The following is a 25,768-nucleotide window of genomic DNA, read 5'->3' on the forward strand; positions in this document are numbered from 1 at the left end:
TGAAGATCGGGGCCCTCGCACCCATATCCGGGCTCTGCCGGCCGCGCATTTTTCGTCCCGAGCCCTCGCGGGAGCCCGCCGAGGCCGAGCGCGGCCCTTCGCCACGTCAGAACCGCCCGCCGCTACGGCCTGCATGGCCGGCGCGGGCTTTCGGCCATGAAAGGAGACTCGATGCAGGTTCTCGTTCGCGACAACAATGTCGACCAAGCCTTGCGTGTTCTGAAGCGGAAGCTCCAGCGCGAGGGCGTCATGCGCGAGATGAGGCAGCGGAGGGCCTATGAAAAGCCGTCCGAACGTCGTATTCGCGAAAAGGCCAGCGCGATCCGCCGGGCCCGCAAGGCGGCGCTCAAGCAGGCGCGCAAGGAAGGGCTCATCGCCGGACCACGACCGAAAAACCGCTCGCTGCGCGCTGGAAGCGGGGCCGCCGCGCGTTGATTTTGATACCAATCCGGCTCGATCTGGACTATTCCGCCCGCGCGGGCCGAAAGACAACCCGTAACAACCCGAGAGAAGATCACCCTTGAAGAACCCGAACGACCGCAGCTTCACCGACCGCCAGTCCAATTCCGCCAACGCCAAGAAGGCTCTGCTGGAGCGTTTCAAGGCCCGGCCGAAGGCCGACGACCCGGTCATGGTGCAGCGACGCGCGGAGCGGGAAGCCATCGCCCAGGCCCGCGCCGAGCGCGAAGCCGAGAAGGCGAAGATCCGGGCCGAGAAGGAGCGCCTGGAGGCGATCGAGCGTGCGCGCATCGAGGAAGAGAAGCGCCAGGAAGAGCTCGCCCGCGAGGCGGCCCGCAAGGCGGAGCAGGCCAAGCGCGATGCAGAGCGTCCGCGCAAGGTGCTGCTGGAAGCCGTGCAGTACATGCAGATGCGCACGGCCGGTAAACGCCGCTAGAGCCTGCGCCGATCGGCTTGCCCGGCAAGCGGAGCGGCAATCCGTATCTGGAAGATCTGGGGCGCCGCGGCGCCCCTTTTCATATCCGCTTAACCGTGATCGCCGCTGCCGCGCCGGGCGGTCGTCGCTTTTTCGGGCAAACAAGCCCGTTTTCCCCCTCCTGACCTATCGGCAAAACCGTCGGTGCGGATTAATGTGCGCGCCGGTTGAACCTTTTCCCCGCTCGCCGCGACGAATGGGTGCGAGCCGGGATGCCTGGCCTTCGAGGGGCGATGCATACGGAATCGGACGAGGATCTGGTCAAGCGGATCGCCTCGGGCGACAGGCTCGCGATGAAGGTGCTGTTTTCGCGGCACCAGGTGCGGGTCTATCGTTTCGTGCTGCGGCTCGTCCGCGACGAGACGCTTGCCGAGGATGTGATCAGTGACGTGTTCATGGATCTGTGGCGACAGGCGGATCGCTTCGAGGCGCGTGCCTCGGTGTCGACCTGGCTGCTCGCCATCGCCCGGAACAAGGCCTGGTCGCTCCTGCGCAAGCGTCGCGACGCCGAGCTCGACGAGGATTACGCCGAAAGCCTCGAGGACGAATCCGATGGTCCCGAAATCGTGCTGCAGAAGCAGGACAAGGGTCTCGCCATCCGCGCCTGCCTGCAGCGCCTCTCGGCCGAGCATCGCGAGGTCATCGACCTCGTCTATTACCACGAGACCTCGGTCGAGGAGGTCGCGCGGATCGTCGGTATCCCCGAGAACACCGTCAAGACCCGGCTTTTCCACGCCCGCAAGAAGCTGGGCGAGATGCTCAAGGCCGCTGGCATCGATCGTGGCTGGCCCTGAGACTTTCGGTTCCATGAGGCGCGGCGCGACCGCCCAAGGAGTGGCGTGATGAGCGACAGCATCGCAAGCGACCCGAAGCGCCGCGAGCTCGAGGAGCTGCTGCCCTTCTACGCCAACGGGCGCATCGCCGACGCCGACAAGCGCCGCGTCGAGGCCGCGCTCGCGGCGGATGCCGAACTCGCCGCCCGGCTCGACCTCATCCGCGACGACATGGCCGAGACCGTACTGCTCAACGAAAGCCTGGGAGCGCCGTCGCACCGCGCCCTCGAGAAGCTGATGGCCGAGATCGAGACCGCCGCCGGCCCGGCGCCGCTGCTGGCGCGGGCGACGGACGGGATGGGGCGAGGCTTCCTGGGCTGGCTCGGCTCGCTGCTGGCAGGCCAGCCGCCGCGCCGGCTCGCCTATGCCGGCGTGGCCGCGGCCGCGCTGATCGCCTTCCAGGGCGTCGCGATCACCAGCCTCGCCTTGCGCGAGGGCGGCGGTTACCAGACGGCCTCGGCGCCCGGCGCGCGGGCCTCGGAGCGCTATGTCCTGCTCAGCTTCGCGCCGGATGCCAAGGCCGGGGACATCGCCTCCTTCTTCAAGCGTTTCGATGCCTCGGTCGTCGACGGTCCGCGGGCCAACGGCTTCTTCAAGGTGCGTGTCGGCGACGCCTCGCTCTCCGCCGCCCAGGTCGATGCGATCGCGGCGCGGATGAAGAGCGAGACCGCCATCGTCAGCTTCGTCGCGCCGTCGCCGTGATCGCGCTGGCGCCAGTCGCGGGCCCCATGGCATGATGCGCCCGTCACAGGAGGGCCAGGCGATGCTGTCGTCCGGATCGGCTCGCAGTGATTCAGCGATGCGCCGCCTCGTCGGTGCCGGGCTCCTGGCCTGCGGCCTCGTGCTGATGCCGGGTTTCGTCGTGGCGCAGACGCCCGCGGCGACCGGCGCCGCCGGCCATGACCGGCGCTCCGTCCCTGCGACGACCCCGCAGCAGCCCTCGACCGGCGGCTCGACCAACCGCTCGATAAACGTGCCGCCGGGCCTGTGGATGCAGCCGCGCCAGCAGCGCAGCATCGTGCCGGCGCTCGACGAGACCCGGTTCGTGCCCGACGAGGTGCTGTTCGAGCTGGCGCCGGACGCGGAGGCCGATGTCGTGCTGCGCCGCTATGGCGCGACGCTGATTGCCCGCCAGCGCTTCGAGCTCGCCGGGGTCACGATCATCCGCGCCAAGCTCGAAGCCGGACGGGACCTGCGTGCCGTGCTGACCCAGATGGGCGACGACAGCAGCATCGCCGGTGCGCAGCCGAACTTCCTGTTCGAGCTTCAGCAGGGCTCGGCGCTCAAGCCCGGCGGGGCGAGCGGCGCTACCGATCCGGCGACCGCCTCCTCGGATGCCGGCGACCGCCAGGTGCCCGGCCTGCGGCTGGGCGAGCCGACCACGGCCGCGCGCAGCGGCACCGTGGTGCGCCGGGTGCTGCCGCCGCAATATGTCGTCGACAAGCTGCGCCTTGGCGAGGCGCGCAAATTCGCGCTGGGGCGTGGCATCCGGGTCGGGATGATCGATTCCGGCGTGGACATGGAGCATCCGGAGATCAGCGGCTCGGTCCTCGCCTATCTCGACGCCGTGGACGGTCAGGCGACCCCGCATGCGCATGGTACCGCGATGGCGACCGCCATCGTCGCGCATGGCGAGTTGCAGGGCGTCGCCCCGGCCGCCCGGCTGATCGTCGCCCGCGCCTTCGGCGGCACGCAGGCGACCACCGCCAACGGCAAGTCCTTCCAGATCCTGACGGCGCTGGAATGGGTCGTCCAGCAGCGCGCCAAGGTGGTCAATCTCAGCTTCGCCGGTCCGCAGGACCGCCTGCTGTCCAAGGCACTCTCCGGGGCGAAGGAGCGCGGGGTGATCGCAGTCGCCGCGGCCGGCAATGGCGGCAGCCGCGCCGCGCCGCTCTATCCGGGGGCCGATCCCAGCGTCATCGCGGTGACGGCGACCGATGCCGATGACCGCGTCTTCGCCGACGCCAATCGCGGCAGCTACATCGCCGTCGCGGCGCCGGGCGTCGACGTGCTGACGGCGGAGCCGGCCGGCCGCTATGCCTTCACCTCGGGCACATCGATCGCAGCCGCACATGTCTCCGGGCTGGTCGCCTTGCTGGTCGAGAAGCAGCCCGAACTCGATGCGAACGGCGCCCGCCGGGTCCTCAGCGAAAGCGCGGTCGATCTCGGCTCGAAGGGGCGCGACCCGACCTATGGTGCCGGGCGGGTCGACCCCGCAGCGGCCCTGGCGCGGGTCTTGCCGGTCGCGACCGCGCGCCCCTGAGCAAGCGACGGGCTTGACCTGCGGCCCAGCATCGGCCTGATGGCGCCATGCCGCGCCCGAAACTCCTTTTCGTCGCCACCGAGGACTGGTTCTTCGCCTCGCATTTCCTGCCGATGGCGCGGGCGGCGCGGGAGCTCGGCCTCGACGTCGCGGTGATCGCGCGGGAGCGCAGCCACCGGCGCGTGATCGAGGCGACGGGCGCGCGCCTGATCGCGCTCGAGGCCGAGCGGCGCAGCCTCGATCCGCGCGCGCTGTTCAGGCAGGTCGCGACGCTCCGGCGCCTGATCGCGGCCGAGCAGCCCGACATCCTGCACTGCATCGCGCTGAAGCCGATCGCGCTCGCCGGTTTGGCCGGCAAGCTCGCCGGCGTCGACCGGCGGGTCTATGCGCTGACCGGGCTCGGTTTCCTCGGCGCCCGGCAGGGCATGCTGGCCGCCGCCGCCCGCTTCGCCGCGATCAGCTGGCTGCGCGGCGCGATCGACGGCCGGCACGTGCGCTTCCTCTTCGAGAATCCGGACGATCCGGTGACGCTGGGCTTCGATCCGCAGGACGCCGGCAAGGTCGCGATCGTCGGCGGGGCAGGCGTCGATCCGTTGATCCTGATGCCCGCGCCGATGCCGCCCGCCCCGCCGCTCAAGGTCGCTCTGGTGGCGCGCTTGCTCTGGTCGAAGGGTGTCGATCTCGCCGTCGAGGCGGTCAGGCTCGCCCGCGCCAACGGAGCGCAGGTCGCGCTCACCATCCATGGCGCGCCCGATCCGTCCAATCCGAAGGCTATCCCCGAGGCGACGCTGAAGGAGTGGACGGCGCGGCCGGGCATCACCTGGGCCGGCCCGACGCGGGACATCGAAGCGGTCTGGAAGGCGCATCATCTCTGCATCCTGCCCTCGCGCGGCGGCGAGGGCCTGCCGCGCACGATCCTGGAAGCCGCCTCCTGCGGCCGGCCGATCCTGACGACGGACGTTCCCGGCTGCCGGAGTTTCGTCCGCGAGGGGCAGGACGGGATGGTCGTGCCGGTCGACGATCCCGCCGCGCTGGCCAAGGCACTCGTCGTCTTCGCGCGCGCGCCGGGGCTGGCGGAGCGGATGGGCGCGAATGCCCGCGCGCGCCTGCTCGACGGCCATACCGAGCGCGACGTGATGAACGCGGTGAAGGCGCTCTATCAGGGGCTGCTCGCCGCACCCGCGACGGAGAAGGTCGCATGAGCGAGACGAGCTCGCCGCTCGATCGCGAGGGCTTCATCCGCACGCATACGCGGCTGCTGCCGGTGCCGCATGCGCCGGAGATCGCATTGCATGTCGCCGAGGAGGCGACCGAACTCTGGCAGAAGACCGAGGAGGAGCTGGCGGTGATCGGTCTGCCGCCGCCGTTCTGGGCCTTCGCCTGGGCCGGCGGGCAGGCGCTGGCGCGCTATCTGCTCGACCATCCGCAGATCGCCGCGAGCCGGCATGTCCTCGACTTCGCTTCCGGCTCCGGGCTGGTGGCGATCGCCGCCGCCAAGGCGGGCGCGGCGCGGGTCGAGGCCTGCGACATCGATGCCTTCGCCGTCGCCGCGATCGGGATCAATGCCGAGGCCAATGGCGTCGCGGTGGCGGCCACGGCGGAGGACCTCATCGGTCGCGACGAGGGCTGGGAGGTCGTCTGCGCCGGCGACGTCTGCTACGAACGCGGCATGGCCGAGCGCGCGATCGCCTGGCTCTCGGCCCTGTCGGCGCGCGGTGCGATCGTGCTGATCGGCGATCCCGGCCGCAGCTATCTGCCGAAAGAGCGGCTGGAAGCACTGGTGACCTACGAGGTGCCGGTGACGCGCGCCCTCGAAGATGCCGAAATCAAGCGCAGCTCGGTCTGGCGTCTCGCGCGATAACCGAGCATAGCGCCGCTCGACATTTCGAGCCCTCATGCCGAGGAGCGCCGCAGGCGCGTCTCGAAGGATGCTCCAGGAGGTTCGGGAGCCTTCCGAAGCGCCCTTCGAGACGCCATTCCTTTCGGAATGGCTCCTCAGGACGAGGGCTTGCTCAAGATTGGATACTCACGACGCGCGCCGCCGGACCGCGCCAGTACCGCCAGCCGCGGCCGGCTGTTCCGTCCGGAAGGCGGCGACGAGGCGATTCAGCTGCTCGATCTGGTCGAGCAGCGTGCGCGCCGAGGCGGCGCTCTGCTCGGCCAGCGCTGCGTTCTGCTGCGTGATCTCGTCCATGTGGCTGACGGTCTGGCTCATCTCGTCGATGCCGTTGGCCTGCTCGCCGGAGGCCGAGGCGATCTCGTCGACCGTGCTCGACACCCTGGCCGAGGCGGCGACGATGCGGTCCAGCGTCTGGCCGGCCTGTTGCACCAGCTTGACGCCCTCGGCAACCTCGGCGTCCGAGGAGGCGATCAGTCCGGTGATGTCCTTGGCGGCCTCGGCCGAGCGCTGGGCCAGTGTCCGCACCTCGGCGGCGACCACGGCGAAGCCGCGGCCGGCATCACCGGCGCGCGCGGCCTCGACCGCTGCATTGAGCGCGAGAAGGTTGGTCTGGAAGGCGATGCCGTCGATCACGTCGGTGATTTCGGAGATCCGCTTCGACGCGCCCTCGATCCGGGCCATCGCCTCGACCGCTTCCTTGACGATGTTGCCGCCGGTGCGCGCGACATCGGCGGCCTCGTCGGCCAGCGCGACGGATTCGCGCGAGGCCTGCGAGGCGGTCTTGACGGAAGCCGCGAGCTGCTCGGTGGTCGCGGCGCTCTGCTCCAGCGCCGAAGCCTGCTGCTCGGTGCGCATGGAGAGGTCCTGGGCGCCGCTGTTGATCTCCTGCGAGGAGGCGGTGATCGCAGCGGAGGTCGCCTTGATCGTCGCCGCCATCTCCTGCAGGCGCCCCATCGCCGCATTGAAATGCTCGCGGATCTGGGCGTAGGCGTCCGGGATATCGGCGCTCATGCGATGGGTGAGATCGCCCTCGGCCAGGGCCGCCATGCTCGCGGCAACGCAGGCGATGGCCTTGTCGCGCTCGGCCGCCTTGGCCAGATCGCGGGCCTGTGCTTCGGCTTCGGCCTTCAGCCGGGCCTCCTCCGACGCCTCGATATAGACGGCGATCGCATAGTCCATGTCGAGCAGGGCCGCCTTGACGACCGCCCCGATCTCGGCGGCGCGCTCGCTCGCTCCGGCCATGCGCTTGCCCAGCGCGTTCCGCGGCCAGCGCGCTTCCAGCACGCCCGCCAGCATCTTCTCGATGAGCAGTGCATAGCCGCCGATATACCAGCGCGGCTCGAGCCCGATCCGGGCATGGACCTTGCCGATCCGGGAGACGGCATCGACGTAATCCGTGTCGAACCGGCCCGCTGCGATCGCGCCCCAATGCTGCTGCTGGCGCTGCTTGGCCTTGTCGATGTGCTGCTCGCTGTCGAAGAATCGCCGCGTCTCGGGGAAGGCGCGCAGCTGGTCGTAGAAGGTATCGAGCGCGCCCGGAATCGCCGCCTCCAGGGCTTCGCGGACATTGCCGATGCGACCATGCGCTGCTTCGTCGAGGCCGATGAACGCCAGGCGCCTGGCGAGATGTTCCTGTGCGGACATGAACCCGAATTCCCAATCAAGGCCATGACTGCTCCGGCCCCCGCAGCCTGTCTCGCCGATCACGGGTTAACGGCTGATGAGGAGGCGGAGCGATCCCGCTCGGCCCGCTGCGGCCGAGTGCCTCAGGCTTCGGCCGCTTCGTATCTGTCGAGGAAGGCCTCGACCGGCAGATGGCGGAAGTCCTCCAGCGCGGCGCGCAGCCGGGCGTGGTCCCAGTCCCACCAGGCCAGGGCCTGCAGCCGCTCGGCGGCCACTTCGGGAAAACGCCGCCTGATCGGCCGGGCCGGGTTGCCGGCGACGACGGTATAGGGCGCGACGTCCCTGGTGACGACGGCGCCGCCGGCGACCACGGCTCCGGTGCCGATGCTGCGGCCGGCCAGCACGATCGCGCCATGGCCGATCCAGACATCGTGGCCGATCGTCACCGCATGCGCCCGGCGCCAGTCGAAGAAGGCCTCGTCATCCTCGGCATCATCGAAATAGGCGGCGGCGCGATTGGTGAAATGCGACTGGCTCGCCCGGTGCATCGGATGGTTGCCGGGGTTGATCCGGGTCATCGCGGCGATGGAACAGAACTTGCCGATCGTCGTGTAAATGACATTCGCGTCGTTCACGACATAGGAGTAGTCACCCATCGTCGACTCGGCGAAGACGGTGCGCGCGCCGATCGCGGTGTAGCGGCCGAGCGTCGCCTGCCTCACCTGGGCAGTCGGGTCGATCACCGGTTCGAGTCCAAGCTTCTTCGGTGCCATGTCCTTGCAGTCTCCTGATCTCGTCGCATCCGTTTCAGCAGCGGGCGCGCTCGTGCTCGTGGTCGGGCCTTCGGGGGCGGGGAAGGATACGCTGATGGAAGCCGGCCGGGCCGGGCTCGCCGGCGATGCGCGCTTCCGCTTCGCCCGCCGGCTGATCACCCGCCCGGCCATGGCCGGCGCCGAGGATCACGATTCCTGCGACGAGGCGGCCTTCCGGACGGCAGAGGCGCAGGGCGAGCTGGCGCTGAGCTGGCGGGCGCACGGGCTGAGCTACGGCATTCCGGCAACGGAGCTTTCCGGCATCGCCATGGGCGCGGTGGTGATCGTGAATATCTCGCGGCGCGCCATCGCGGCGGCCGAGGAGCTGGCGGAGCGCGTGGTCGTGCTCAACATCACCGCCCCGGTGCCGGTGCTGGCCCAGCGGCTCGCGGCGCGCGGGCGCGAGAGCGAGGCCGAAATCGCGGCACGCCTGGCGCGCGAGGCTCCGCTGACGGCCGAGCGCGCCGAGGTCGTCACGATCATGAACGACCGCAGCGTCGCCGAGGCTGCCGAGGAGCTGGTTACCGTTTTGCGCGGGCTCGGGCGGTCGCCAGTTTAACGGGCGATCCTGGTCATTCCGGTGCAAGCGCGAAGCGCTTGAGCCCGGAACCCAGAACCGAGTTGGCTGCTCGACAAGGTACGGGTGGTTCGGAGCTCGTCTTGCACAAGGCATCGGCTCTGGGTTCCGGGCTCGATCCTGCGGATCGCCCCGGAATGACGGCGAGTTTCCGCCGGAAAGCCGCACGCCTCAGCCGAACAGGTAGTAATCGATCAGGCGGAAGCGGGCGGCGCGGCCGTCCTGCTTGAACAGGGCGAAGCGGTCGAGCCGGACCGGACCTGCCGGGAGCGCCGCCGCATAGGCGGTCTCGAGTGCCTGCTTCACCGGCGTCGCGTGCTCGCCGGGCAGCGAACCCGTCAGCGTCATGTGGAAGCGGAAGGCGTCGCCGACATAAGGATAGCCATAGGCTTCGAGATAGGCGTGCTGGGCCGGGGTGAGGGGGCTCTTCAGCCGCCGCGCCTTGTCCGTCTCGGCCAGCGGCGCGCGGAAGGGCTCGAAGGCCTGCACCAGGGCGAAGGCGAAGCGCTGCAGCTCCTCGCTCGGCTGCGACGGGGTCAGCGCGACGAAGGAGCCGAGTGCGGTCACGCTCAAACCCGCCAGCGGCACGCTCTCCAGCCCGGCGGCGTAGTTGCGGGCGAAGGCGCGCAGCTGTTCCTCGCTGCGGCCATCGGCCAGCTCGAAGGGCGCCTTGAGCGTGGCATGGAAGCCGTAGCGGCGTGGCTCCTCGGTGAGGGCGGGCCATCCGGCCGGTTCGCAGCCGGGCGGAACTGCGAAGGAGGTGTCCTCGCCGGTCAGGGCGTCATAGCCGAGCGTCGCGCTGCCGAAGCGCCAGAGGGCGCTGTCGGCCGCCGGAGCGTAATAGAGAGCGTAGCGTGGCCTGCTCAAAATGCGCGCTCGCCCTTCGACCAGACTGCTCCGATGACCGGCGTGCTGCCCAGCACCTTGAAGCGTACCAGGTCGGCGCGCAGCCCGGTCCTGAGATGGCCGCGATCCGTCAGGCCGAGGATGTCGGCGACCTTCCAGGTCACCATGCCCATGGCCTGGGGCAACGCGATGCCGTGGCCGGCATTGAGCTTGACGACGGCCTGCAGCAGGCTCGCCGGCACGTAATCCGAAGAGAGCCCGTCGAGCAGCCCCTTCTCCGCCAGCTCCGAAACCGAGACGCCGCCGGAATGCGAGCCGCCCCGTACGACGTTCGGCGCACCGGCGACGGTGGCGAGCCCATGCTGCTTGGCCGCCGCCGCCGCCTCGACCGTGGTCGGGAATTCCGAGATCACCGCGCCCGAGGCGACACCTTCCTCGACATGCTCGGGAATCGTGTCGTCATGGGTCGCGAGCGGGATGCCGCGCGCGCGGAAGATGTCGACCACGGCCTGCCAGTTCTTCGCGACATTGGCGGCGCCTTCGCGCTGGCGCACCGCGACATCCTCCTCGAATTCCTGGACCGTCTTGCCGTTGCCCACGGCATAGGTCTTGAGGTGCTGGAGGTCGCGCCATTGCCGCTGGCCGGGGGTGTGGTCCATCAGCGAGACGAGCTGGACGAGCGCGTCGTCCTGATAGGGCGCGATGTCCTCCAGCAGCTGCGGGCTCGTCAGCTCGCAGCGCATATGGATGCGGTGGTCGATGCGGAAGACGTTCTCGCTCTTGCCGTAGGCCAGCGACTTCATCACGTCGGCGAAGATGTCCTTGCGGTAGTCCTTGGCCGAGAAGGGCGTGCCGGCGCAGACCGCGTCGTAGACGGTGGTCACGCCGGCGGCGGCCATCTGGGCGTCATGGACCAGCGCAGCCGCGAGCCCGTTCGGCCAGAAGACCTTCGGGCGGGGCATGAAATGCTTTTCCATGTTGTCGGTGTGCATCTCGACGAGGCCGGGAGCGACATAGTCGCCGCCCACGTCGATGGCGCCGGGCAGGGAGGACCTGCCCTGGTCGACCGATGCGATGCCGCCTTCGTCGAAGGCGATGGTGCCGGTGACGACCTCGTCTTCGAGGATCAGTCTGGCGTTGGTGAGGACGGTCTGCATCGTCAGGCTTTCCGGAAAGCGGTGATATCGAGATAGCGTGTCGCGACCCTTTCGCGAACCGCCTCGTCATGGAAAATGCCGACGATGGCGGAGCCGGCGGCGCGCGCTTCCGCGATGAGGTCGACGACGACGTCGCGATTGGCGGCGTCGAGCGAGGCGGTCGGTTCGTCGATGAGCATGATCGCGGAGGGATCGACGAAGGAGCGCGCGATGTTGACGCGCTGCTGCTCGCCGCCGGAGAAGGTGGCGGGCGCGAGGTTCCAGAGCCGTTCCGGCAGGTTGAGGCGAGCGAGCATGGCCTTGGCGCGCTCGGTCGCTGTTTCGGGCATAGCGCCGCGGGCCAGCAGCGGGTCGCGCACGATGTCGAGCGTCGAGACGCGCGGGATCACGCGCAAGAACTGAGAGACGAAGCCGAGCGTGCGGCGGCGGATGTCGAGCACGGTGCGCGGCACGGCGGCGACGATGTCGACGGGGCGGCCGGCATGGGTGATGCGGATCGCGCCGGCGGTCGGCCTGTAGTTGCCGTAGAGGATGCGCAGCAGGCTCGACTTGCCGGCGCCGGACGCGCCGGCGAGCACCAGCGCCTCGCCGGCCTCGACGCTGAAATTGACGTTGTCGAAGACGGGCAGACGCGCTCCGCCCTGGTTGTGCAGGGTGAAGGTCTTGGCGACGTTCTCGACCTGAATCATCGTGGTCATGGGGTCAGTGCCTTGTGCCGGCGAGGTGACGAGGGTGTGACAGGGTAATTGCTGCCGTCATGCTCGCCCCTGTGGCGAGCATCCACGTCTTGAACACCGCAGGCGGCGAGGAAGACGTGGATGGTCGGGACAAGCCCGACCATGACGAATTGCGGATCACCTCACACACTCAGCACCGCCGAGGTGAGAAGCTGCGTATAGGCGTGGTGCGGGTCGTCCAGCACCTGGTCGGTCAGGCCCTGCTCGACGACGCGGCCATCCTTCATCACCATCAACCGGTCGGTCAGGAGACGCGCGACGGCGAGGTCGTGGGTGACGATGATCGCGGCGAGGCCGAGATCGCGGACCAGCACGCGCAGCAGGTCGAGCAGGCGGGCCTGCACGGAGACGTCGAGGCCGCCGGTCGGCTCGTCCATGAAGACGAGGCGGGGTTCCGAGACCAGCACGCGGGCGATCTGCAGACGCTGCTGCATGCCGCCGGAGAACTGGCGCGGCCGATCGTCGATGCGCGTGCCGGCGATCTCGACGCGCTGGAGCCAGTCGAGAGCCCGCTCGCGGATCTGGCCGTAGTGCCGGTCGCCGCGATCCATCAGCCGCTCGCCGACATTGCCGCCGGCGGTGACATCCATGCGCAGGCCGTCGCGCGGGTTCTGGTGGACGATCCCCCAGGCGGTGCGCATCAGGCGGCGGCGCTCCTGCTCGGAGACCGAATAGATGTTAAGCGGCTCGGTGCCGCCCCTGAACAGCACCTCGCCCTCGTCGGGCTTGTCGATGCCGGCGAGGCAGCGCAGCAGGGTCGACTTACCCGAGCCGGATTCGCCGACGATGCCAAGCACCTCGCCCGGCCAGAGATCGAAGGAGACATCGGCGCAGCCGATGCGCTCGCCATAGAAGCGGCTGACGCCGGCGACGGAAAGCAAGGGGGCGGGTTCGAGGTTGGCGTCTGGGAAGGTGGGGTGGGCGGTCATGGGCGCATCTCCGGGGTGGAGGGCTCTGTCGTCATGCTCGCCCTTGTGGCGAGCATCCACGTCTTGAACACGGCGCTCGGCCGGCGAAGACGTGGATGGTCGGGACAAGCCCGACCATGACGGGCGGCGGCGGTGGCGAGGTGACGCGTCATTGCGCCGCCTCCTCGACCAGGCCGCTCGCGGCCGCGTCGCCCAGCATCGTGCCGCGATGGCCTTCAGCCCGGCGGGTCTCGCAATAATGGCTGTCGGAACAGACGAACATGCGCCCGCCCTGGTCGTCGATCACGACCTCGTCGAGATAGCTGTCGCCCGCGCCGCAGAGCCCGCAGGGCTGCGTCCAGCTCTGGATGCGGAAGGGGTGATCCTCGAAATCGAGGCTGCGCACGCTGGTATGAGGTGGCAGCGCGTAGATGCGCTTCTCACGGCCGGCGCCGAAGAGCTGGAGCGCCGGCGACATGTGCATCTTCGGATTGTCGAATTTCGGGATCGGCGAGGGCGCCATCACGTAGCGGCCATTGACCATGACCGGATAGTCATAGGTCTTGGTGATCTCGCCATAGCGGGCGATGTCCTCATAGAGCTTGACCTGCATCAGCCCGTATTCGGCCCAGGCATGCATCTTGCGGGTCTCGGCCTCGCGCGGCTCGAGACGGCGTAAGGGTTCGGGCATCGGCACCTGATAGACCATGACCTGCCCGCTCTTCAGCGGCGCCTCCGGGATGCGGTGGCGGGTCTGGATGATCGTCGCCTCGTCGGTCGCCTCGCAGGTGCGGGCATCGGCGGTGCGCTCGAAGAATTTCCGGATCGAGACGGCATTGGTGGTGTCGTCGGCGCCCTGATCGATCACCTTGAGCGTATCGGCTGGGCCGATGATCGCGGCGGTGATCTGGATGCCGCCGGTGCCCCAGCCGCGGGCCAGCGGCATCTCGCGGGAGCCGAAGGGCACCTGATAGCCGGGCACCGCGACCGCCTTGAGCAAAGCGCGGCGGATCATCCGCTTGGTCTGCTCGTCGAGATAGGCGTAGTTGTAAGCCGGCTTCGTATCGTCCGCCGGCATCTGATGGATGGTCATTCCGCAGCCTCCGGCATGGCGTTCTGCTCTTGAGCCAGCCGCTCCTCGCGCTCCCTGCGGATGCGGCGGATCAGTTCGAGCTCGCCCTGGAAATCGACATAATGCGGCAGCTTCAGATGCTCGACGAAGCCGGCCGCCTCGACATTGTCGGCGTGGTAGAGGACGAATTCGTCCTGTTGCGCCGGGTAGTTGGTCGCCTCGCCGAAATCGCGCGCCTTGAGGGCGCGGTCGACCAGCGACATCGACATCGCCTTGCGCTCGCTATGGCCGAAGACGAGGCCATAGCCGCGGGTGAATTGCGGCGGGACGTCCTTCGAGCCCTGGAACTGGTTGACCATCTGGCACTCGGTCAGGGTGACGTCGCCGAGATCGACGGCAAAGCCGAGCTCTTCCGGCACGAACTCGACCGCAACCTCGCCGACGCGGACTTCGCCGACAAAGGGGTGGGTGCCGCCAAAACCGCGCTGCACGGAATAGCCGAGGCCGAGCAGGAAGCCCTCGTCGCCACGCGCCATCGATTGCAGGCGCACGTCGCGATCGGCCGGGAAGGAGACGGGATCGCGCGTCAGGTCGAAGGGACGCGGATCGCCCTCCGGCGGCTCTTCCGCTTCCATCAGCCCTTCGGCGCCGAGGATGTCGGGCACGCGCGGCATGGTGGCGTCGAGGGGAGCCCTTTCCTTCTCCCCTTGGGGGAGAAGGTGGCCCGGCGAAGCCGGGTCGGATGAGGGAACGCTTGGCGATCCGGCATTTTGCGCATCGCGCGGCATGCCCTCACCCCACCCGAGGGGAGAGGGGGCCTGTTGAGGTTCCATCAGCGCGAAATCGAACAGGCGATGCGTGTAGTCATAGGTCGGGCCGAGCACCTGCCCGCCGGGCAGATCCTTGTAGGTGGCGGATACGCGGCGGCGGATCGCCATCGCGGCGGTGTCGAGCGGTTCGGAGGAACCGAAGCGCGGCAGCGTGGTGCGATAGGCGCGCATCAGGAAGGCGGCCTCGATCACGTCGCCCTGCGATTGCTTCAGCGCGAGCGCGGCGAGGTCCTGATCATAGAGCGAGCCCTCGTTCATCACGCGCGCACAGGCCAGCGCCTGCTGCTCGCGGATCTGGGCGACGCTGATCTCCGGCACGGCTGGGTCGCCGCGACGAGCCTCGGCGACGAGATCATGCGTGGCGAGGATGGCGGCTTCGCCGCCTTTCACTGCAACGTACATCAGCGGGCCTCCTCGATCTGTGTCGAGCGCGGCAGGCCAATCAGACCGTCGCCCTGAGCGAGCAGGACATCGATGCCGAGCGGATAGAGCGCGCCGTTCTCGCGCAGCCCTTCTACGAAGCCGGAGCGCAGGCCCTGCGGTGTGATCGCCCGGGTTCCGGGAATGCCCGGGCCGGCCAGGGTGAGGGCCGTGCCGCCTTCCAGCGCCGTGATCTGCACGATCACGGTGGTCGAACGGTCCGGAAACTGGTCCGTGCCGAGGTTGAAGGCGGAAAGCTTCGGCTCGCCGGCCGCACCGTCGAGCACCGCGAAGGCGGCCTCAGTGGGATCGTCGACGAGCGCGGCGGCGCAATGGAAGCGCAGCCAGGCGCCGGCCGGGCCGTTACGTAGGGCTTCCGGCAGCCAGACCGGGGTCTCGTAATCGGCGAGTGTCAGCAGTGCGATGGCCGTCGCGGTCGCGAGGCCTTCCGGCGGCGCGATTTCGCCGGTGACCCGCTGCAAGGTTCCGGGCTCGGAGAGCGCGGCGAGCAAGGCGCGGAAGGCGGCCTGCGACTGGAAGACCGGATCGGAGAAGCCGGGGGCGATCATGGCTTGAGCGGACATCATGCCCCCCTGACCAGCGTGAAGAAATCGACCTTGGTCGCGGCTGCCTTTCGGGAGGCGAGGTCGCGGGCCGAAGCCTGCTGCGCAGCGAGCGTCGCGACGCCCTGATGCAGGCCGCTGCCCTCGGCCTCGTCCTGGAGGCGGGCATCGAGCAGGGCGGCGAGCCGCGCCTTCCGGCCGTCGCGGCCGAGCGCGTAGGAGAAACCCATGCGTCCGTTGGAGAGGCGCACGACGCAGCGGGTCACCGTGGCTTCGCCGAGATTGAAGCGGCGGCCGGCGCCGCCGGCGCGACCCTCGACCATGACGGTGCCGGTCTCCGGCGCCTTCAGCAGGTCATGCTCCGGCGGATCGCCGAGCAGGCTTTCGATCTCGGCGCGGGAGGCGCGCGCCAGCGTCGCCATCCAGCTTTGTCTCGGGGTCTTCTGGCTCATCGGCGCAGGCTCGCTGGTCAGGTCTGAATGTCTAGACTATGCTAGGTCGGTCGATGGCAAAGGTCTATACTTTTTGAAAGACGTTTTGATGACGGATGCGGCATTGGCGGAACGGGACGGGGGGACGGCCTGGCGACGCATCGCCGACGAGCTGGCGGAGGCGATCGCCCGGGGCGAGTACCATCCGGGTGACACGCTGCCGGCCTCGGTCGCGCTGGCGGAGCGCTACGGCGTGCATCGCCATACGGTGCGACAGGCCTTCCGCCACCTCGCCGATCAGGGGCTGGTGACGGTGGCGCGTGGACGCGGCACGCAGGTGACGGCGCCGCGCGTGCCCTATCCGATCGGCCGGCGCGTCAGCATGCGCGCCAATTTCGGCAAGCTCGGCATCGTCGGGACGAGTCGCGTGCTGTCCGCCGCCATGGAGGAGGGCGCGGCGGAAGCCTGCGTGGCGCTCGGCTTGAAGACCGGGACGCCGCTCTGGCGCGTCGAAGGCTTGAGCCTCGGCGACGGCGTGCCGATGGGCACCGGCGTCCACTGGCTCTCGGTCGAGCGCTTCCCCGATTTCGACCGGGCCTTTCGCGAGGCGGGGGCCTCGATGACCGCCGCCTTCAGGGCCTATGGCATCGAGGATTATGTGCGCTTGTCGACGCGGCTGACGGCGCGGCTCGCCGACGAGCGCGAGGCCGAATTGCTACAGATCGCGCCCGAGGCGGCGGTGATGGTCTCGACGGCGGTCGACGCCCTGCCGGATCTGACGCCGATCCACCTCGTCTCGAGCGTCTTCGCCGGCGAGCGCATGGAGATGGTGATCGAGCCGTTCAGGGATTGAGAACCGCCCTCATGCTCGGGCCTGACCCGAGCATCTCTGGACGGAAAGGCGTCTCTTCCTGCGGGAGATTCTCGGGCTTCGCATCGCTGCGCCCGAGAATGACGGCGAGGGCCTCAACTCGCCCGCTTGCCGATGATCGCGAAGCGCAGCTTCCCCGAGAGGAAGTCGATGGCCGAGACGGCGGCGAGGATCAGCAGGATCAGGAAGGAGACCTGCTGCCATTCCAGCGTGCGGATCGTCTCGGCGAGATAGAGGCCGATGCCGCCGGCGCCGACGATGCCGATGATGGTCGAGGAGCGGGTGTTCGACTCGATGAAGTAGAGCACCTGGCTCGCGATCACCGGCAGCACCTGCGGCAGCAGGCCGAAGCGGATCTCATGGGCCTTGCCGCCGCCGACCGAAGCCACGCCGTCGACCGCCTTGCGGTCGGTCGCCTCGATCGCCTCGGAATAGAGCTTGCCGAAGGCGCCGAGATCGCTGGTCATGATCGCGAGCATGCCGGCGAAGGGGCCGAGACCCACGACGTTGACCCAGATCAGCGCCCAGATCAGGGCATCGACGCCGCGCACGGTGTCGAGCGAGCGGCGGGCGAGGAAATGCACGACGCGGTTGGCGACGACGTTGCGCGCCGCGATGAAGCCGAGCGGCAGTGCGAGAATGGCGGCAAGCACGGTGCCGAGGAAGGCGATCGCGATGGTCTCGAACAGGGCCTGTAGGAAGATCAGGGCGCGCGTCCAGGAGCCCGGGTCGGGCGGCAGCATCAGCACCACGAAGGAACCGAGATTGCCGAGGCCGGCGATGATCTTCCAGATCGAGGTCTCGAGCGTCGTCAGCCCGTAGAGGAAGAGACCGGCGAGCGCCGCGATTGTGCCGATGGTGACGAGCTTCGTCCGGAGCGAGCCGCGGATCGCCGCCTCGTGGCGGCGCAGAATGTCGGCGCGCTCGGTTGCGGTGAGGGCGAGGCTCATCGGCCGTGCTCCAGGCTGAGGAGGGCGTGGCGCAGCCGCTCGGTGCCGTAGTCGATCAGCATCACCGCGACGATGATGAGCAGCAGGATGGCGCTGACATCGGTGAAGTAGAATTTGCGGATCGCCTCGATCAGGTCCTGGCCGATGCCGCCGGCGCCGACGAAGCCCATGATCGAGGCGCCGCGGACATTGATCTCGAAGCGCAGCAGCGCGTAGCTGGCAAAGTTGGAGAGCACCTGCGGCACCACCGCGAAGCGCACGATCTGCCACCAGCTGCCGCCGGATGCGGTGACGCCGTCGACCGGTTTCAGGTCGATATTCTCGACCACCTCGGAGAAGAGCTTGCCGAGCGCGCCCATGGTGTGGATCGCGATGGCGAGCACGCCGGGCAGCGGGCCGAGGCCGAAGGCGATGACGAAGATCAGCGCGAAGACGATCTCGGGGACGGTGCGGCAGAATTCGAGGAAGCGGCGGACCGCGAAGCGCAGCCAGGGCGCGCGGCCGAGATTGGCGGCGGCGGCGAAGCAGAACAGGAAGGCGCCGGCAGCGCCGAGGATGGTGCCGACATAGGCGATCAGGACCGTCTGCCAGAGCAGCTTGAGCCAGCCCTTCAGGCCCCAGTACCATTCGCCGAGATCGGCGCCGAGGCTGGCGAGCCTGAGCGTCGGCAGCGTCTCGTAGATGTATTTCGGGAAGCGGTGGATGTTCTCGAAGAACTTGGCGAGATCGACCTCGGCGCCGCGTGCCGACAGCAGAACGCAGGCGATGAAGACGAGGATGCCGATCAGGGCCTGCCGGCGCTTGGCCGCTGCGGCCTGCCGGTAGGTCTCGGCATGGGCCCGGATGGCCGGGTCGTTGCGGTCGATCGCGAGGGTCATGGATCTTGCGTCCGTTGCCGGAGAGGGCGCCTGGCAGCGCCGCAGCCGTCATCCTCGCCCTTGTGGCGAGCATCCACGTCTTGAGCCCCGCATTCGATCAGCGAAGCGAAGACGTGGATGGTCGGGACAAGCCCGACCATGACGGCGAGAGCAGGCGTGCTGCTTACGACGACTTCTTCTTGCGCAGGTCGTCGACGAACTTGTTCAGCTCGATGATCGGGTCGTAGGCCTTGTTGTCGACGGCGACGAGCGGGCCCTGCTTGCCTTCATAGATCTTGTCGAAGGCGGCCTTGTCCTTGGTGGCGAGGTTGAGGACCGCGTCGCGGATCTTGGCCTTGAGATCTTCCGGCAGCTCGGTGAGATAGGCCATCGGCGAGTTCACGATCTGGTCGGACTTGTAGATGATCCGGAAATCGTCGGCCTTGACCATGTTCTTGCGCGACATGCGCTGCAGGTTCGACTCCTGCTCGTCGTTCCACCAGTTGGCGGCGACGTCGACCGTGCCCTGCTGCAGGGCGATGATCGCGTTCTCGTGGCTGCCGGTGTAGACGACCTTGGAGAAGAAGGTTTCCGGCTCGATCTTCATGCCGTTGAGCGCGAAGCGCGGCACGTTGTTGCCGGAGGTCGAATTCGGGTCGACGAGGCCGAGATTCTTGCCCTTGAGGTCCTCGACCTTCTGATAGGGCGAGTCCTTCTTCACGTAGAAGACCGAGTGATAGCCCTTGGTGCCGTCGAGATTGGTCTCGATCGCGAAGGCGTCGACCTTGGCGCCGGTCATGCGGGCGCGGGCGAAAGAGGCCGGGCCGTACATGCCGATATGGATGTTGCCGGCGCGCTGGCCCTCGATGATCGCGGCGTAGTCGTTGGCGATGCGCAGCGTGACCTTGGTGCCGAGTTCCTTCGCGAGATAGTTCACGAAGGGGGTGTAACGCTCGACCACGCCCGAGGCGTTCTCGGAGGGGATGATCGCGAAGACGAGCTCGGGATATTTCGCCTTCCAGTCCTGGGCGAAGGCAGGCGCCGCGGCGAGCGCGAGGCCGGCGACGGCGAGCCTGAGGGTATGACGACGGGTCAGCATCGATGTGCTCCTGGTTTCAAGGCGTGATGGTCTTCTCGCGGCGACGGCCCCTGGCCGGTCCGGCGATCTCTGAAGGTCAGGCGATCTTCTGGCGGGCGCGCTTGGCTTCCGAAGCGGCGATGGCGTCGAGCGCATCCAGCGCCTCGGCGCCGGCATCCTTGGCCTCGATGCCGTAGAGTTCGGCGGCGACCTCGCGGGTCAGCGCCTGGGGCACGTCGTCGAAGACGACCTTGCCGGCCGACATGCCGATCAGCCGGTCGCAATACTTCGCGGCGATGTCGAGATCGTGCAGGTTGCAGATCACAGTGATGCCGTCCTCGCGGTTGATGCGGAACAGCGCGTCCATCACGACCTGGGTGTTGCGCGGGTCGAGCGAGGCGATCGGCTCGTCGGCGAGGATGATCTGCGGTTCCTGGACGAGGGCGCGGGCGATGGCGACGCGCTGCTGCTGGCCGCCGGAGAGGGTCTCGGCGCGCTGTGCCAGCAGATGCCCCATATCGAGACGTTCGAGTGCCGCGATGGCGCGGATCTTGTCGTCCTCGGAGAAGCTCTTGACCAGGGTCAGCGCGGCGGAGCGGTGGTTCAGCCGGCCGAGCAGGACATTGGTCAGCACGTCCAGGCGGCCGACGAGGTTGAACTGCTGGAAGATCATCGCCGTGTCGCGGCGCCAGCGCCTGAGCGAGGCGCCCTTCAGCCCGGTGACGTCCTGTTCCGCGCAGACAATGCGGCCGGAGGTCGGCTCGGCGAGCCGGTTCAGCATGCGCAGCAGCGTCGATTTGCCGGCGCCGGAACGGCCGATCACGCCCACCATCTCCCCTTTCGGGATCGACAGCGAGACGGTGTCGACGGCGTTCTTGTCGCCAAAGCGCTTGGTCAGAGCTTCGATACGCAGCATGGACGGGTTCTCGGGCTCGATGCGGGCACGGGCGCAGCCCCATGCGGCTCGGGCCGAGGGGCAGCGCGTCTCCATGGCGGCGAGAGCTAGCGGCCGCGGATGACAGCGGCGTGACAGCAGATCGAGAGGCTGTGGACGCGATCCGCGGCCGTCTTCAGGCCGAACCGAGCAGCAGCTCGACGCAGGACGCGACATAGGTCCGCCGCTTCGCTGCGGGCATCGGCTTCACGCCGAGGAGGCCGCGGGCCTGGTGGAAGCCGCGCAGCATGCCGACGAACTGTTCGGCCAGTAACTCGGCCCGGGCCGGGCCGACCGGGCGCGCGAGGCCGTCGCCGACGCGCGAGCGTTCGACCAGTAGCGCCGAGAGATCGGCGAGCATGCGCCCGGCGCCGGCATCGTAGGCGACCTGGCCGAGCTCGGGGAAACGCGGTGCCGCGCTCGCCACCAGGCGGTGCAGGTCGAGCGCGGCGGGGCGCAGCATGAGCGCGAGGGCGTCCTCGCCGAGACGGATCAGGATACTGCGCAGATCGGAGGCAACCGGCCCCTGACGCAACGGAATCGTCAACGTTTCCGTGAGCTCGGTGCAAATCGCCTTGAAGAGCGCCTCCTTATCAGCGAAATGGCTGTAGATCGTCTGTTTCGAGACACCGGCTCGATGGGCGATCTGGTCGAGGCTCGCACGCTCGAAGCCTTCCGCCAGGAAGGTTTCCGCCGCGGCGCGGGTAATCGCGTCGTGCTTGCAGGAGCGCAGGCGCTCGCCGGAAGGGGATTTGGCCGGGCTGGTTTCGGTTTGAGCAGAGTCGAGCAGGCGGGCCTTGGCGCCGTTTCGCCGCAGGGTTTTCGGCACAGGTTTTGCCTCTGTGTTCGCCGGTTCGGCGAGAGGGGCTGCCCGGTGCCGGCGGAGGGGGGTGTCAGCCATGCTTCCGCCCACTTGGCCTCTTATCAAACTGGACCGTCCAGTCTAAGATAGTCGCGCGGTATCGGAGCGTCCAGTCTTATGAAGCGGTTTGTCCTCCTCGTCATAGTCGCGGCCCTGGCCGGCGGCGGCTATTACGCCTACCGCAACCAGCGTTCCGCCGGGCAGACCGCGCAGGCCAGCGCCGTCTCGGCGCCGCGCGCCGTGCCGGTCGAAGTGGCCGATGTCGAGCTGATGACGGTCAATGAGGAGGTCGAGGCGCTCGGCACCCTGGCTGCCGACGAATCCGTGATCATCGCTCCCGAAATCGCCGGCCGCGTCGTCGCGCTCGGCTTCAAGGAGGGCGAGCGCGTCAAGGTGGGCCAGGATCTGGTCAAGCTCGATACCGCGATCCTGGACGCCGAGCTGAAGCAGGCGCTCGCCGATCTCGGCCTGGCGCGTGACACCAGCGAGCGCCTGCGCGCCCTGGTGCAGCGCGGTTCGGGCACGCAGGTCGCGCTCGACGAAGCCACGGCCAAGCTCGCCTCCAGCGAGGCGCGCGTCCAACTCGCCAAGGCGAAGCTCGCCCAGTCGACCATCGTCGCCCCGTTCAGCGGCGTCGTCGGCCTGCGCGCGGTCGGCGTCGGCGACTTCGTCTCGGTCGGCAAGCCGCTGATCACGCTCACCAATGTCGACCCGATCAAGATCGATTTCCGGGTGCCCGAGCTCTACATGAGCCGCATCAAGGTCGGTCAGCCCGTGCAGATGCGTGTCGATGCCGTCCCGGACCGCCCCTTCACCGGCAAGATCTTCGCGATCGATCCGGTGGTCGACATCAACGGCCGGGCGATGCGGCTGCGGGCCAGCATTCCCAATCCCGATCTCATCCTGAAACCGGGCTTGTTCGCGCGACTGGCGATTACCGTCGACCAGCGCCAGAACGCCATGGTCGTCCCGGAGATGGCCGTGGTGCCGGACGGCATCGGCAAGATGGTCTATGTCGCCGAGAACGGGAAGGCGAAGCGCGTTCCCGTCGAGCTCGGCAAGCGCCTTCCGGGCAAGGTCGAGATCGTCAGCGGGCTGACGCCCAAGATGAAGATCATCACCGCCGGCCAGATGCGGCTGCGCGACGGCAGCCCGATCGCCGTCAAGGACAAGCCGGTCCAGACGAGCCAGCTCTGATGAGCCTCTTCGAACTCTTCGTCCGCAGGCCCGTCCTCTCGACGGTCATGAGCCTGCTCGTGATGCTGATCGGCATCGTCTCCTATGGCCGCCTGACGGTTCGCGAATATCCGAACATCGACGAGCCGGTCGTCTCGGTCCGCACCGACTATCGCGGTGCCTCGGCCGAGATCATCGAGACGCAGGTCACCCAGATCCTGGAGAACTCGATCGCCGGCATCGAGGGCATCGAGATCATCTCCTCGTCGAGCCGGCAGGAGCGCAGCTTCATCTCCGTGCGCTTCCGCCCCGACGTCGACCCCGACGTCGCGGCCTCCGACGTGCGCGACCGCGTCAGCCGCGTGCGCGGCCGCATGCCGGACGAGATCGACGAGCCGGTCATCGCCAAGGTCGAGGCCGACGCCCAGCCGATCCTGTACCTGTCGCTGACCAGCACGCGCCACGGCCCGCTCGAGCTCACCGATTTCGCCGACCGCTTCATCGCCGACCGCGTCCAGAACGTGACCGGCGTCGCCGAAGTCCGCATCCTCGGGCAGCGGCAGTACGCGATGCGCATCTGGCTCGATCGCGCCCGCATGTCGGCCTACAATATCTCCGTGCAGGAGGTGGAGGCGGCGGTCCGCGCGCAGAACGTCGAGATCCCGTCCGGCCGTATCGAGAGCAACGACCGCGAATTCACCGTGCTCTCGCAGACGAGCCTGAGCCGGCCCGAGGAATTCCAGGAGATCGTCGTCAAGGATGCGAACGGCTTCTCCGTCCGCCTGAAGGACATCGCCCGCGTCGAACTCGGCGCCCGCGAGGAGCGCAACGCCGCCTGGTTCCGTGGCACGCCCTCGGTGACGATCGGCATCGTCAAGCAGGCGACGGCCAATCCGCTCGACGTCTCGGCCGGCGTCCGCGAGGCGCTCCCGAGCATCATCGAGGACCTGCCGGAAGGCATGTCGATCGCGAATTCCTACGACACCTCGATCTTCATCGACCGCTCGATCAAGGCGGTGTTCCAGACGATCATCGAGGCGATCGCGCTCGTCGTGCTGATCATCTTCATCTTCCTGCGCTCGCTCAGGGCGACGCTGATCCCGCTGGTGACGATCCCGGTCTCGCTGATCGGCTCCTTCGCGCTGATGTATGCGCTCGGCTTCACCGTCAACACGCTGACGCTGCTCTCGATGGTGCTCGCCATCGGCCTGGTGGTCGACGACGCCATCGTCGTGCTGGAGAACGTCCATCGCCATATCGAGGACGGCATGCAGCCGACCAAGGCGGCGATCCGCGGCATCAACGAGATCGCCTTCGCGGTCGTGGCGATGACGCTGACGCTGGTCGCGGTCTATGCGCCGATGGCCTTCTCGACCGGGCGCACCGGCAAGCTCTTCATCGAGTTCGCGCTGACGCTCGCCGGCGCGGTGCTGGTCTCCGGCTTCGTCGCGCTGACGCTGACGCCGATGATGTGCGCCAAGCTGCTGCGCCACCACGAGAAGCACAACTGGCTGTACAACGTGCTGGAGCGCGGCTTCGACGCGCTGTCGCGCGGCTACAAGGCGTCGCTGCGCGCCGCGCTCGGCATGCGCCCGCTCGTCGTGCTGCTGGCGGTGGGCGTCGCCGGGGCGGGCTACTACTTCTTCACCCATCTGCGCGCCGAGCTGGCGCCGGTCGAGGACCGCGGCACCATCACCGCCATCGGCGTCGCGCCGGAGGGGGCGACGATGTCCTTCACGGCGGACTACGCCCGCCGCGTCGAGGATTATTTCAAGAATATCCAGGAGGTCGAGACCTATCTGGTCATCGTCGGCTTCCCCGACGTGACGCGTGCCATCGCCTTCGCCCGGCTGAAGCCCTGGGAGGAGCGCGAGCGCAAGCAGCAGGACCTGGTCGCCGAGATCAACAAGGGGCTGTCGCAGATCCCGGGCATCCGGCTGTTCGCGACCAACCCGCCCTCGCTCGGTCAGGGCGGCGCCAACAGCAAGCCGGTCGAATTCGTGCTGCGCTCCTCCGAGCCCTATGTCCAGATCAAGGACTATGTCGACCAGCTGCTGGCCGAGGTCGGTAATTCGCCGGTCCTGACCAATATCGAAACCAACCTCATCCTCGACAAGCCGCAGATCAAGGTCTCGATCGACCGTCAGCGCGCCGCCGATCTCGGCGTCGGCGTGGACATCATCGGCCGGACCATGGAGACGCTGCTCGGCGGCCGCCAGGTCACCCGTTTCAACATGAACGGCGAGCAGTACGACGTCGTGCTCCAGGTCGCGGGTTCGGAGCGCAACACGCCCCAGGCGCTGCAGTCGATCTATCTGATCGGCCGCGGCGGGGCGGTGGTGCAGCTCTCGAGCCTCGTCAAGGTGGAGGAGAGCGTGGCTCCGAAGGAGCTGATCCGCTTCAACCAGCTGCGCTCGGCGACGATCACGGCGATTCCCGCGCCCGGCTATTCGCTCGGCGACGCACTCAAGGTGCTCGAGGATGCGACGGCGCGTGTGCTGCCGCCGACGGTGCAGGTCGACTATTCCGGCCAGAGCCGCGAGTTCAAGCAATCGGGCGCGAGCATCGTCGTCGTCTTCCTGCTGGCGCTCGGCTTCATCTATCTGGTGCTGGCGGCGCAGTTCGAGAGCTTCGTCGACCCGGTCGTGATCATGGTCTCGGTGCCGCTGTCGCTGGCCGGCGCGCTGGCCGCGCTCTACTACACGGGCGGGACGATGAACGTGTACAGCCAGATCGGCCTGATCACGCTGGTTGGCCTGATCACCAAGCATGGCATCCTGATCCTGGAGTTCACCAACCAGCTGCGCGAGGAGGGCAAGGAGATGATCGACGCCCTCGTCGAGGCGGCGGAGCTGCGCCTGCGGCCGATCCTGATGACCACGGGCGCGATGGTGCTCGGCGCGGTGCCGCTGGCGCTCGCCCATGGCGCAGGTGCGGAGAGCCGCTCGCAGATCGGTTGGGTCATCGTCGGCGGCATGACCTTCGGCACGCTGCTGACGCTCTATGTGGTGCCGGTCGCCTACAGCTATCTGGCGCGCACCGTCCATGGCTCGCGCCATGGCGCGCATGAAGAGGCGCCGGACGCGCATCCGCACCCGGCGGAGTAAGGGGAATCCCGTGCGCGCTGCGGCATG

The 25,768-nt window shown here is 68.3% G+C and carries 26 protein-coding genes; 11 read left to right on the top strand and 15 right to left on the bottom strand.

Annotated elements, in window-relative coordinates; all coding sequences use genetic code 11:
- Positions 1-171: 171 nt before the first annotated feature.
- The 7 genes from rpsU to B5Y19_RS05810 all read left to right on the top strand — a co-directional run bounded on the left by rpsU (position 172) and on the right by B5Y19_RS05810 (position 5,891).
- Entirely contained in the window at positions 172-435 is a 264-nt protein-coding gene (rpsU, locus tag B5Y19_RS05780) for a 30S ribosomal protein S21 (RefSeq protein ID WP_055730851.1), read from the top strand.
- Between the two features lie 85 nt (positions 436-520).
- The gene (locus B5Y19_RS05785) at positions 521-895 is read left to right on the top strand and encodes a DUF6481 family protein (protein ID WP_055730850.1); all 375 of its coding nucleotides are present in this window, start codon (positions 521-523) and stop codon (positions 893-895) included.
- 272 nt (positions 896-1,167) lie between these two features.
- Complete coding sequence (locus tag B5Y19_RS05790; RefSeq protein ID WP_055730849.1) at positions 1,168-1,728, top strand: sigma-70 family RNA polymerase sigma factor; 561 nt, start codon at positions 1,168-1,170, stop codon at positions 1,726-1,728.
- 48 nt (positions 1,729-1,776) lie between these two features.
- Positions 1,777-2,469: a hypothetical protein gene (locus B5Y19_RS05795; RefSeq protein ID WP_055730848.1), complete on the top strand. Its 693-nt coding sequence runs from the start codon at positions 1,777-1,779 to the stop codon at positions 2,467-2,469.
- Between the two features lie 97 nt (positions 2,470-2,566).
- A complete protein-coding gene (locus tag B5Y19_RS05800) occupies positions 2,567-4,030 on the top strand; it encodes a S8 family serine peptidase (RefSeq protein ID WP_055730847.1) in 1,464 nt (487 codons plus the stop codon).
- 47 nt (positions 4,031-4,077) lie between these two features.
- Positions 4,078-5,232 carry a glycosyltransferase family 4 protein gene (locus B5Y19_RS05805; RefSeq protein ID WP_055730846.1) on the top strand — a complete coding sequence of 385 codons (1,155 nt, stop codon included), beginning with the start codon at positions 4,078-4,080 and terminating at the stop codon, positions 5,230-5,232.
- Complete coding sequence (locus B5Y19_RS05810; protein WP_055730845.1) at positions 5,229-5,891, top strand: class I SAM-dependent methyltransferase; 663 nt, start codon at positions 5,229-5,231, stop codon at positions 5,889-5,891. Before B5Y19_RS05805 ends, B5Y19_RS05810 begins: the two co-directional genes overlap by 4 nt.
- A 165-nt stretch (positions 5,892-6,056) precedes the next feature.
- On the opposite strand, the gene B5Y19_RS05815 is transcribed toward B5Y19_RS05810, so the two are convergent.
- Complete coding sequence (locus B5Y19_RS05815; protein ID WP_055730844.1) at positions 6,057-7,574, bottom strand: globin-coupled sensor protein; 1,518 nt, start codon at positions 7,572-7,574, stop codon at positions 6,057-6,059.
- 122 nt (positions 7,575-7,696) lie between these two features.
- Positions 7,697-8,326 carry an LbetaH domain-containing protein gene (locus B5Y19_RS05820; RefSeq protein ID WP_079591211.1) on the bottom strand — a complete coding sequence of 210 codons (630 nt, stop codon included), beginning with the start codon at positions 8,324-8,326 and terminating at the stop codon, positions 7,697-7,699.
- On the opposite strand from B5Y19_RS05820, the gene phnN reads away from it, so the two are divergent.
- Complete coding sequence (gene phnN, locus B5Y19_RS05825) at positions 8,325-8,924, top strand: phosphonate metabolism protein/1,5-bisphosphokinase (PRPP-forming) PhnN (RefSeq protein ID WP_079591212.1); 600 nt, start codon at positions 8,325-8,327, stop codon at positions 8,922-8,924. The genes B5Y19_RS05820 and phnN overlap by 2 nt on opposite strands.
- Positions 8,925-9,113: 189 nt before the next feature.
- On the opposite strand, the gene B5Y19_RS05830 is transcribed toward phnN, so the two are convergent.
- The 8 genes from B5Y19_RS05830 to phnG form a co-directional block, all read right to left on the bottom strand.
- Entirely contained in the window at positions 9,114-9,809 is a 696-nt protein-coding gene (locus B5Y19_RS05830) for a DUF1045 domain-containing protein (protein WP_055730841.1), read from the bottom strand.
- Positions 9,806-10,945: an alpha-D-ribose 1-methylphosphonate 5-triphosphate diphosphatase gene (locus tag B5Y19_RS05835; protein ID WP_055730840.1), complete on the bottom strand. Its 1,140-nt coding sequence runs from the start codon at positions 10,943-10,945 to the stop codon at positions 9,806-9,808. The genes B5Y19_RS05830 and B5Y19_RS05835 overlap by 4 nt, the downstream gene beginning before the upstream one ends.
- A gap of 2 nt (positions 10,946-10,947) precedes the next feature.
- On the bottom strand, positions 10,948-11,643 hold the full coding sequence (gene phnL / locus B5Y19_RS05840; RefSeq protein ID WP_055730839.1) for a phosphonate C-P lyase system protein PhnL: 696 nt from the start codon (positions 11,641-11,643) through the stop codon (positions 10,948-10,950).
- 161 nt (positions 11,644-11,804) lie between these two features.
- A complete protein-coding gene (phnK, locus tag B5Y19_RS05845) occupies positions 11,805-12,611 on the bottom strand; it encodes a phosphonate C-P lyase system protein PhnK (protein ID WP_055730838.1) in 807 nt (268 codons plus the stop codon).
- 148 nt (positions 12,612-12,759) lie between these two features.
- Entirely contained in the window at positions 12,760-13,683 is a 924-nt protein-coding gene (locus B5Y19_RS05850; RefSeq protein WP_055730837.1) for an alpha-D-ribose 1-methylphosphonate 5-phosphate C-P-lyase PhnJ, read from the bottom strand.
- On the bottom strand, positions 13,680-14,894 hold the full coding sequence (locus B5Y19_RS05855; protein ID WP_055730836.1) for a carbon-phosphorus lyase complex subunit: 1,215 nt from the start codon (positions 14,892-14,894) through the stop codon (positions 13,680-13,682). Before B5Y19_RS05855 ends, B5Y19_RS05850 begins: the two co-directional genes overlap by 4 nt.
- The gene (gene phnH, locus B5Y19_RS05860) at positions 14,894-15,496 is read right to left on the bottom strand and encodes a phosphonate C-P lyase system protein PhnH (protein WP_176168572.1); all 603 of its coding nucleotides are present in this window, start codon (positions 15,494-15,496) and stop codon (positions 14,894-14,896) included. The genes B5Y19_RS05855 and phnH overlap by 1 nt, the downstream gene beginning before the upstream one ends.
- The gene (phnG, locus tag B5Y19_RS05865; protein ID WP_055730834.1) at positions 15,496-15,927 is read right to left on the bottom strand and encodes a phosphonate C-P lyase system protein PhnG; all 432 of its coding nucleotides are present in this window, start codon (positions 15,925-15,927) and stop codon (positions 15,496-15,498) included. The genes phnH and phnG overlap by 1 nt, the downstream gene beginning before the upstream one ends.
- 88 nt (positions 15,928-16,015) lie before the next feature.
- Between phnG and phnF the strand changes: the two genes are divergently transcribed.
- Entirely contained in the window at positions 16,016-16,759 is a 744-nt protein-coding gene (gene phnF, locus B5Y19_RS05870) for a phosphonate metabolism transcriptional regulator PhnF (protein WP_055730833.1), read from the top strand.
- Positions 16,760-16,872: 113 nt separating this feature from the next.
- Here the strand turns inward: phnF and phnE (B5Y19_RS05875) are convergent, their stop codons facing one another.
- From phnE (B5Y19_RS05875) to B5Y19_RS05895, 5 genes are all read right to left on the bottom strand, one after another.
- Entirely contained in the window at positions 16,873-17,727 is an 855-nt protein-coding gene (gene phnE / locus B5Y19_RS05875) for a phosphonate ABC transporter, permease protein PhnE (protein ID WP_055730832.1), read from the bottom strand.
- Positions 17,724-18,605 carry a phosphonate ABC transporter, permease protein PhnE gene (gene phnE, locus B5Y19_RS05880; RefSeq protein ID WP_055730831.1) on the bottom strand — a complete coding sequence of 294 codons (882 nt, stop codon included), beginning with the start codon at positions 18,603-18,605 and terminating at the stop codon, positions 17,724-17,726. Before phnE (B5Y19_RS05880) ends, phnE (B5Y19_RS05875) begins: the two co-directional genes overlap by 4 nt.
- 163 nt (positions 18,606-18,768) lie before the next feature.
- Positions 18,769-19,683 carry a phosphonate ABC transporter substrate-binding protein gene (phnD, locus tag B5Y19_RS05885; RefSeq protein ID WP_055730830.1) on the bottom strand — a complete coding sequence of 305 codons (915 nt, stop codon included), beginning with the start codon at positions 19,681-19,683 and terminating at the stop codon, positions 18,769-18,771.
- 76 nt (positions 19,684-19,759) lie between these two features.
- Entirely contained in the window at positions 19,760-20,578 is an 819-nt protein-coding gene (gene phnC / locus B5Y19_RS05890; protein ID WP_055730829.1) for a phosphonate ABC transporter ATP-binding protein, read from the bottom strand.
- A gap of 154 nt (positions 20,579-20,732) precedes the next feature.
- Positions 20,733-21,425, bottom strand: coding sequence for a TetR/AcrR family transcriptional regulator (locus tag B5Y19_RS05895; protein WP_055730828.1), 693 nt, complete (start codon positions 21,423-21,425; stop codon positions 20,733-20,735).
- A gap of 150 nt (positions 21,426-21,575) precedes the next feature.
- On the opposite strand from B5Y19_RS05895, the gene B5Y19_RS05900 reads away from it, so the two are divergent.
- Positions 21,576-22,655 carry an efflux RND transporter periplasmic adaptor subunit gene (locus B5Y19_RS05900; RefSeq protein WP_055730827.1) on the top strand — a complete coding sequence of 360 codons (1,080 nt, stop codon included), beginning with the start codon at positions 21,576-21,578 and terminating at the stop codon, positions 22,653-22,655.
- The gene (locus B5Y19_RS05905) at positions 22,655-25,741 is read left to right on the top strand and encodes an efflux RND transporter permease subunit (RefSeq protein WP_055730826.1); all 3,087 of its coding nucleotides are present in this window, start codon (positions 22,655-22,657) and stop codon (positions 25,739-25,741) included. Before B5Y19_RS05900 ends, B5Y19_RS05905 begins: the two co-directional genes overlap by 1 nt.
- Positions 25,742-25,768 lie beyond the last annotated feature (27 nt).

The sequence above is a fragment of the Allobosea thiooxidans genome (assembly GCF_900168195.1).
GTDB classification, from domain to species: Bacteria; Pseudomonadota; Alphaproteobacteria; order Rhizobiales; family Beijerinckiaceae; genus Allobosea; species Allobosea thiooxidans.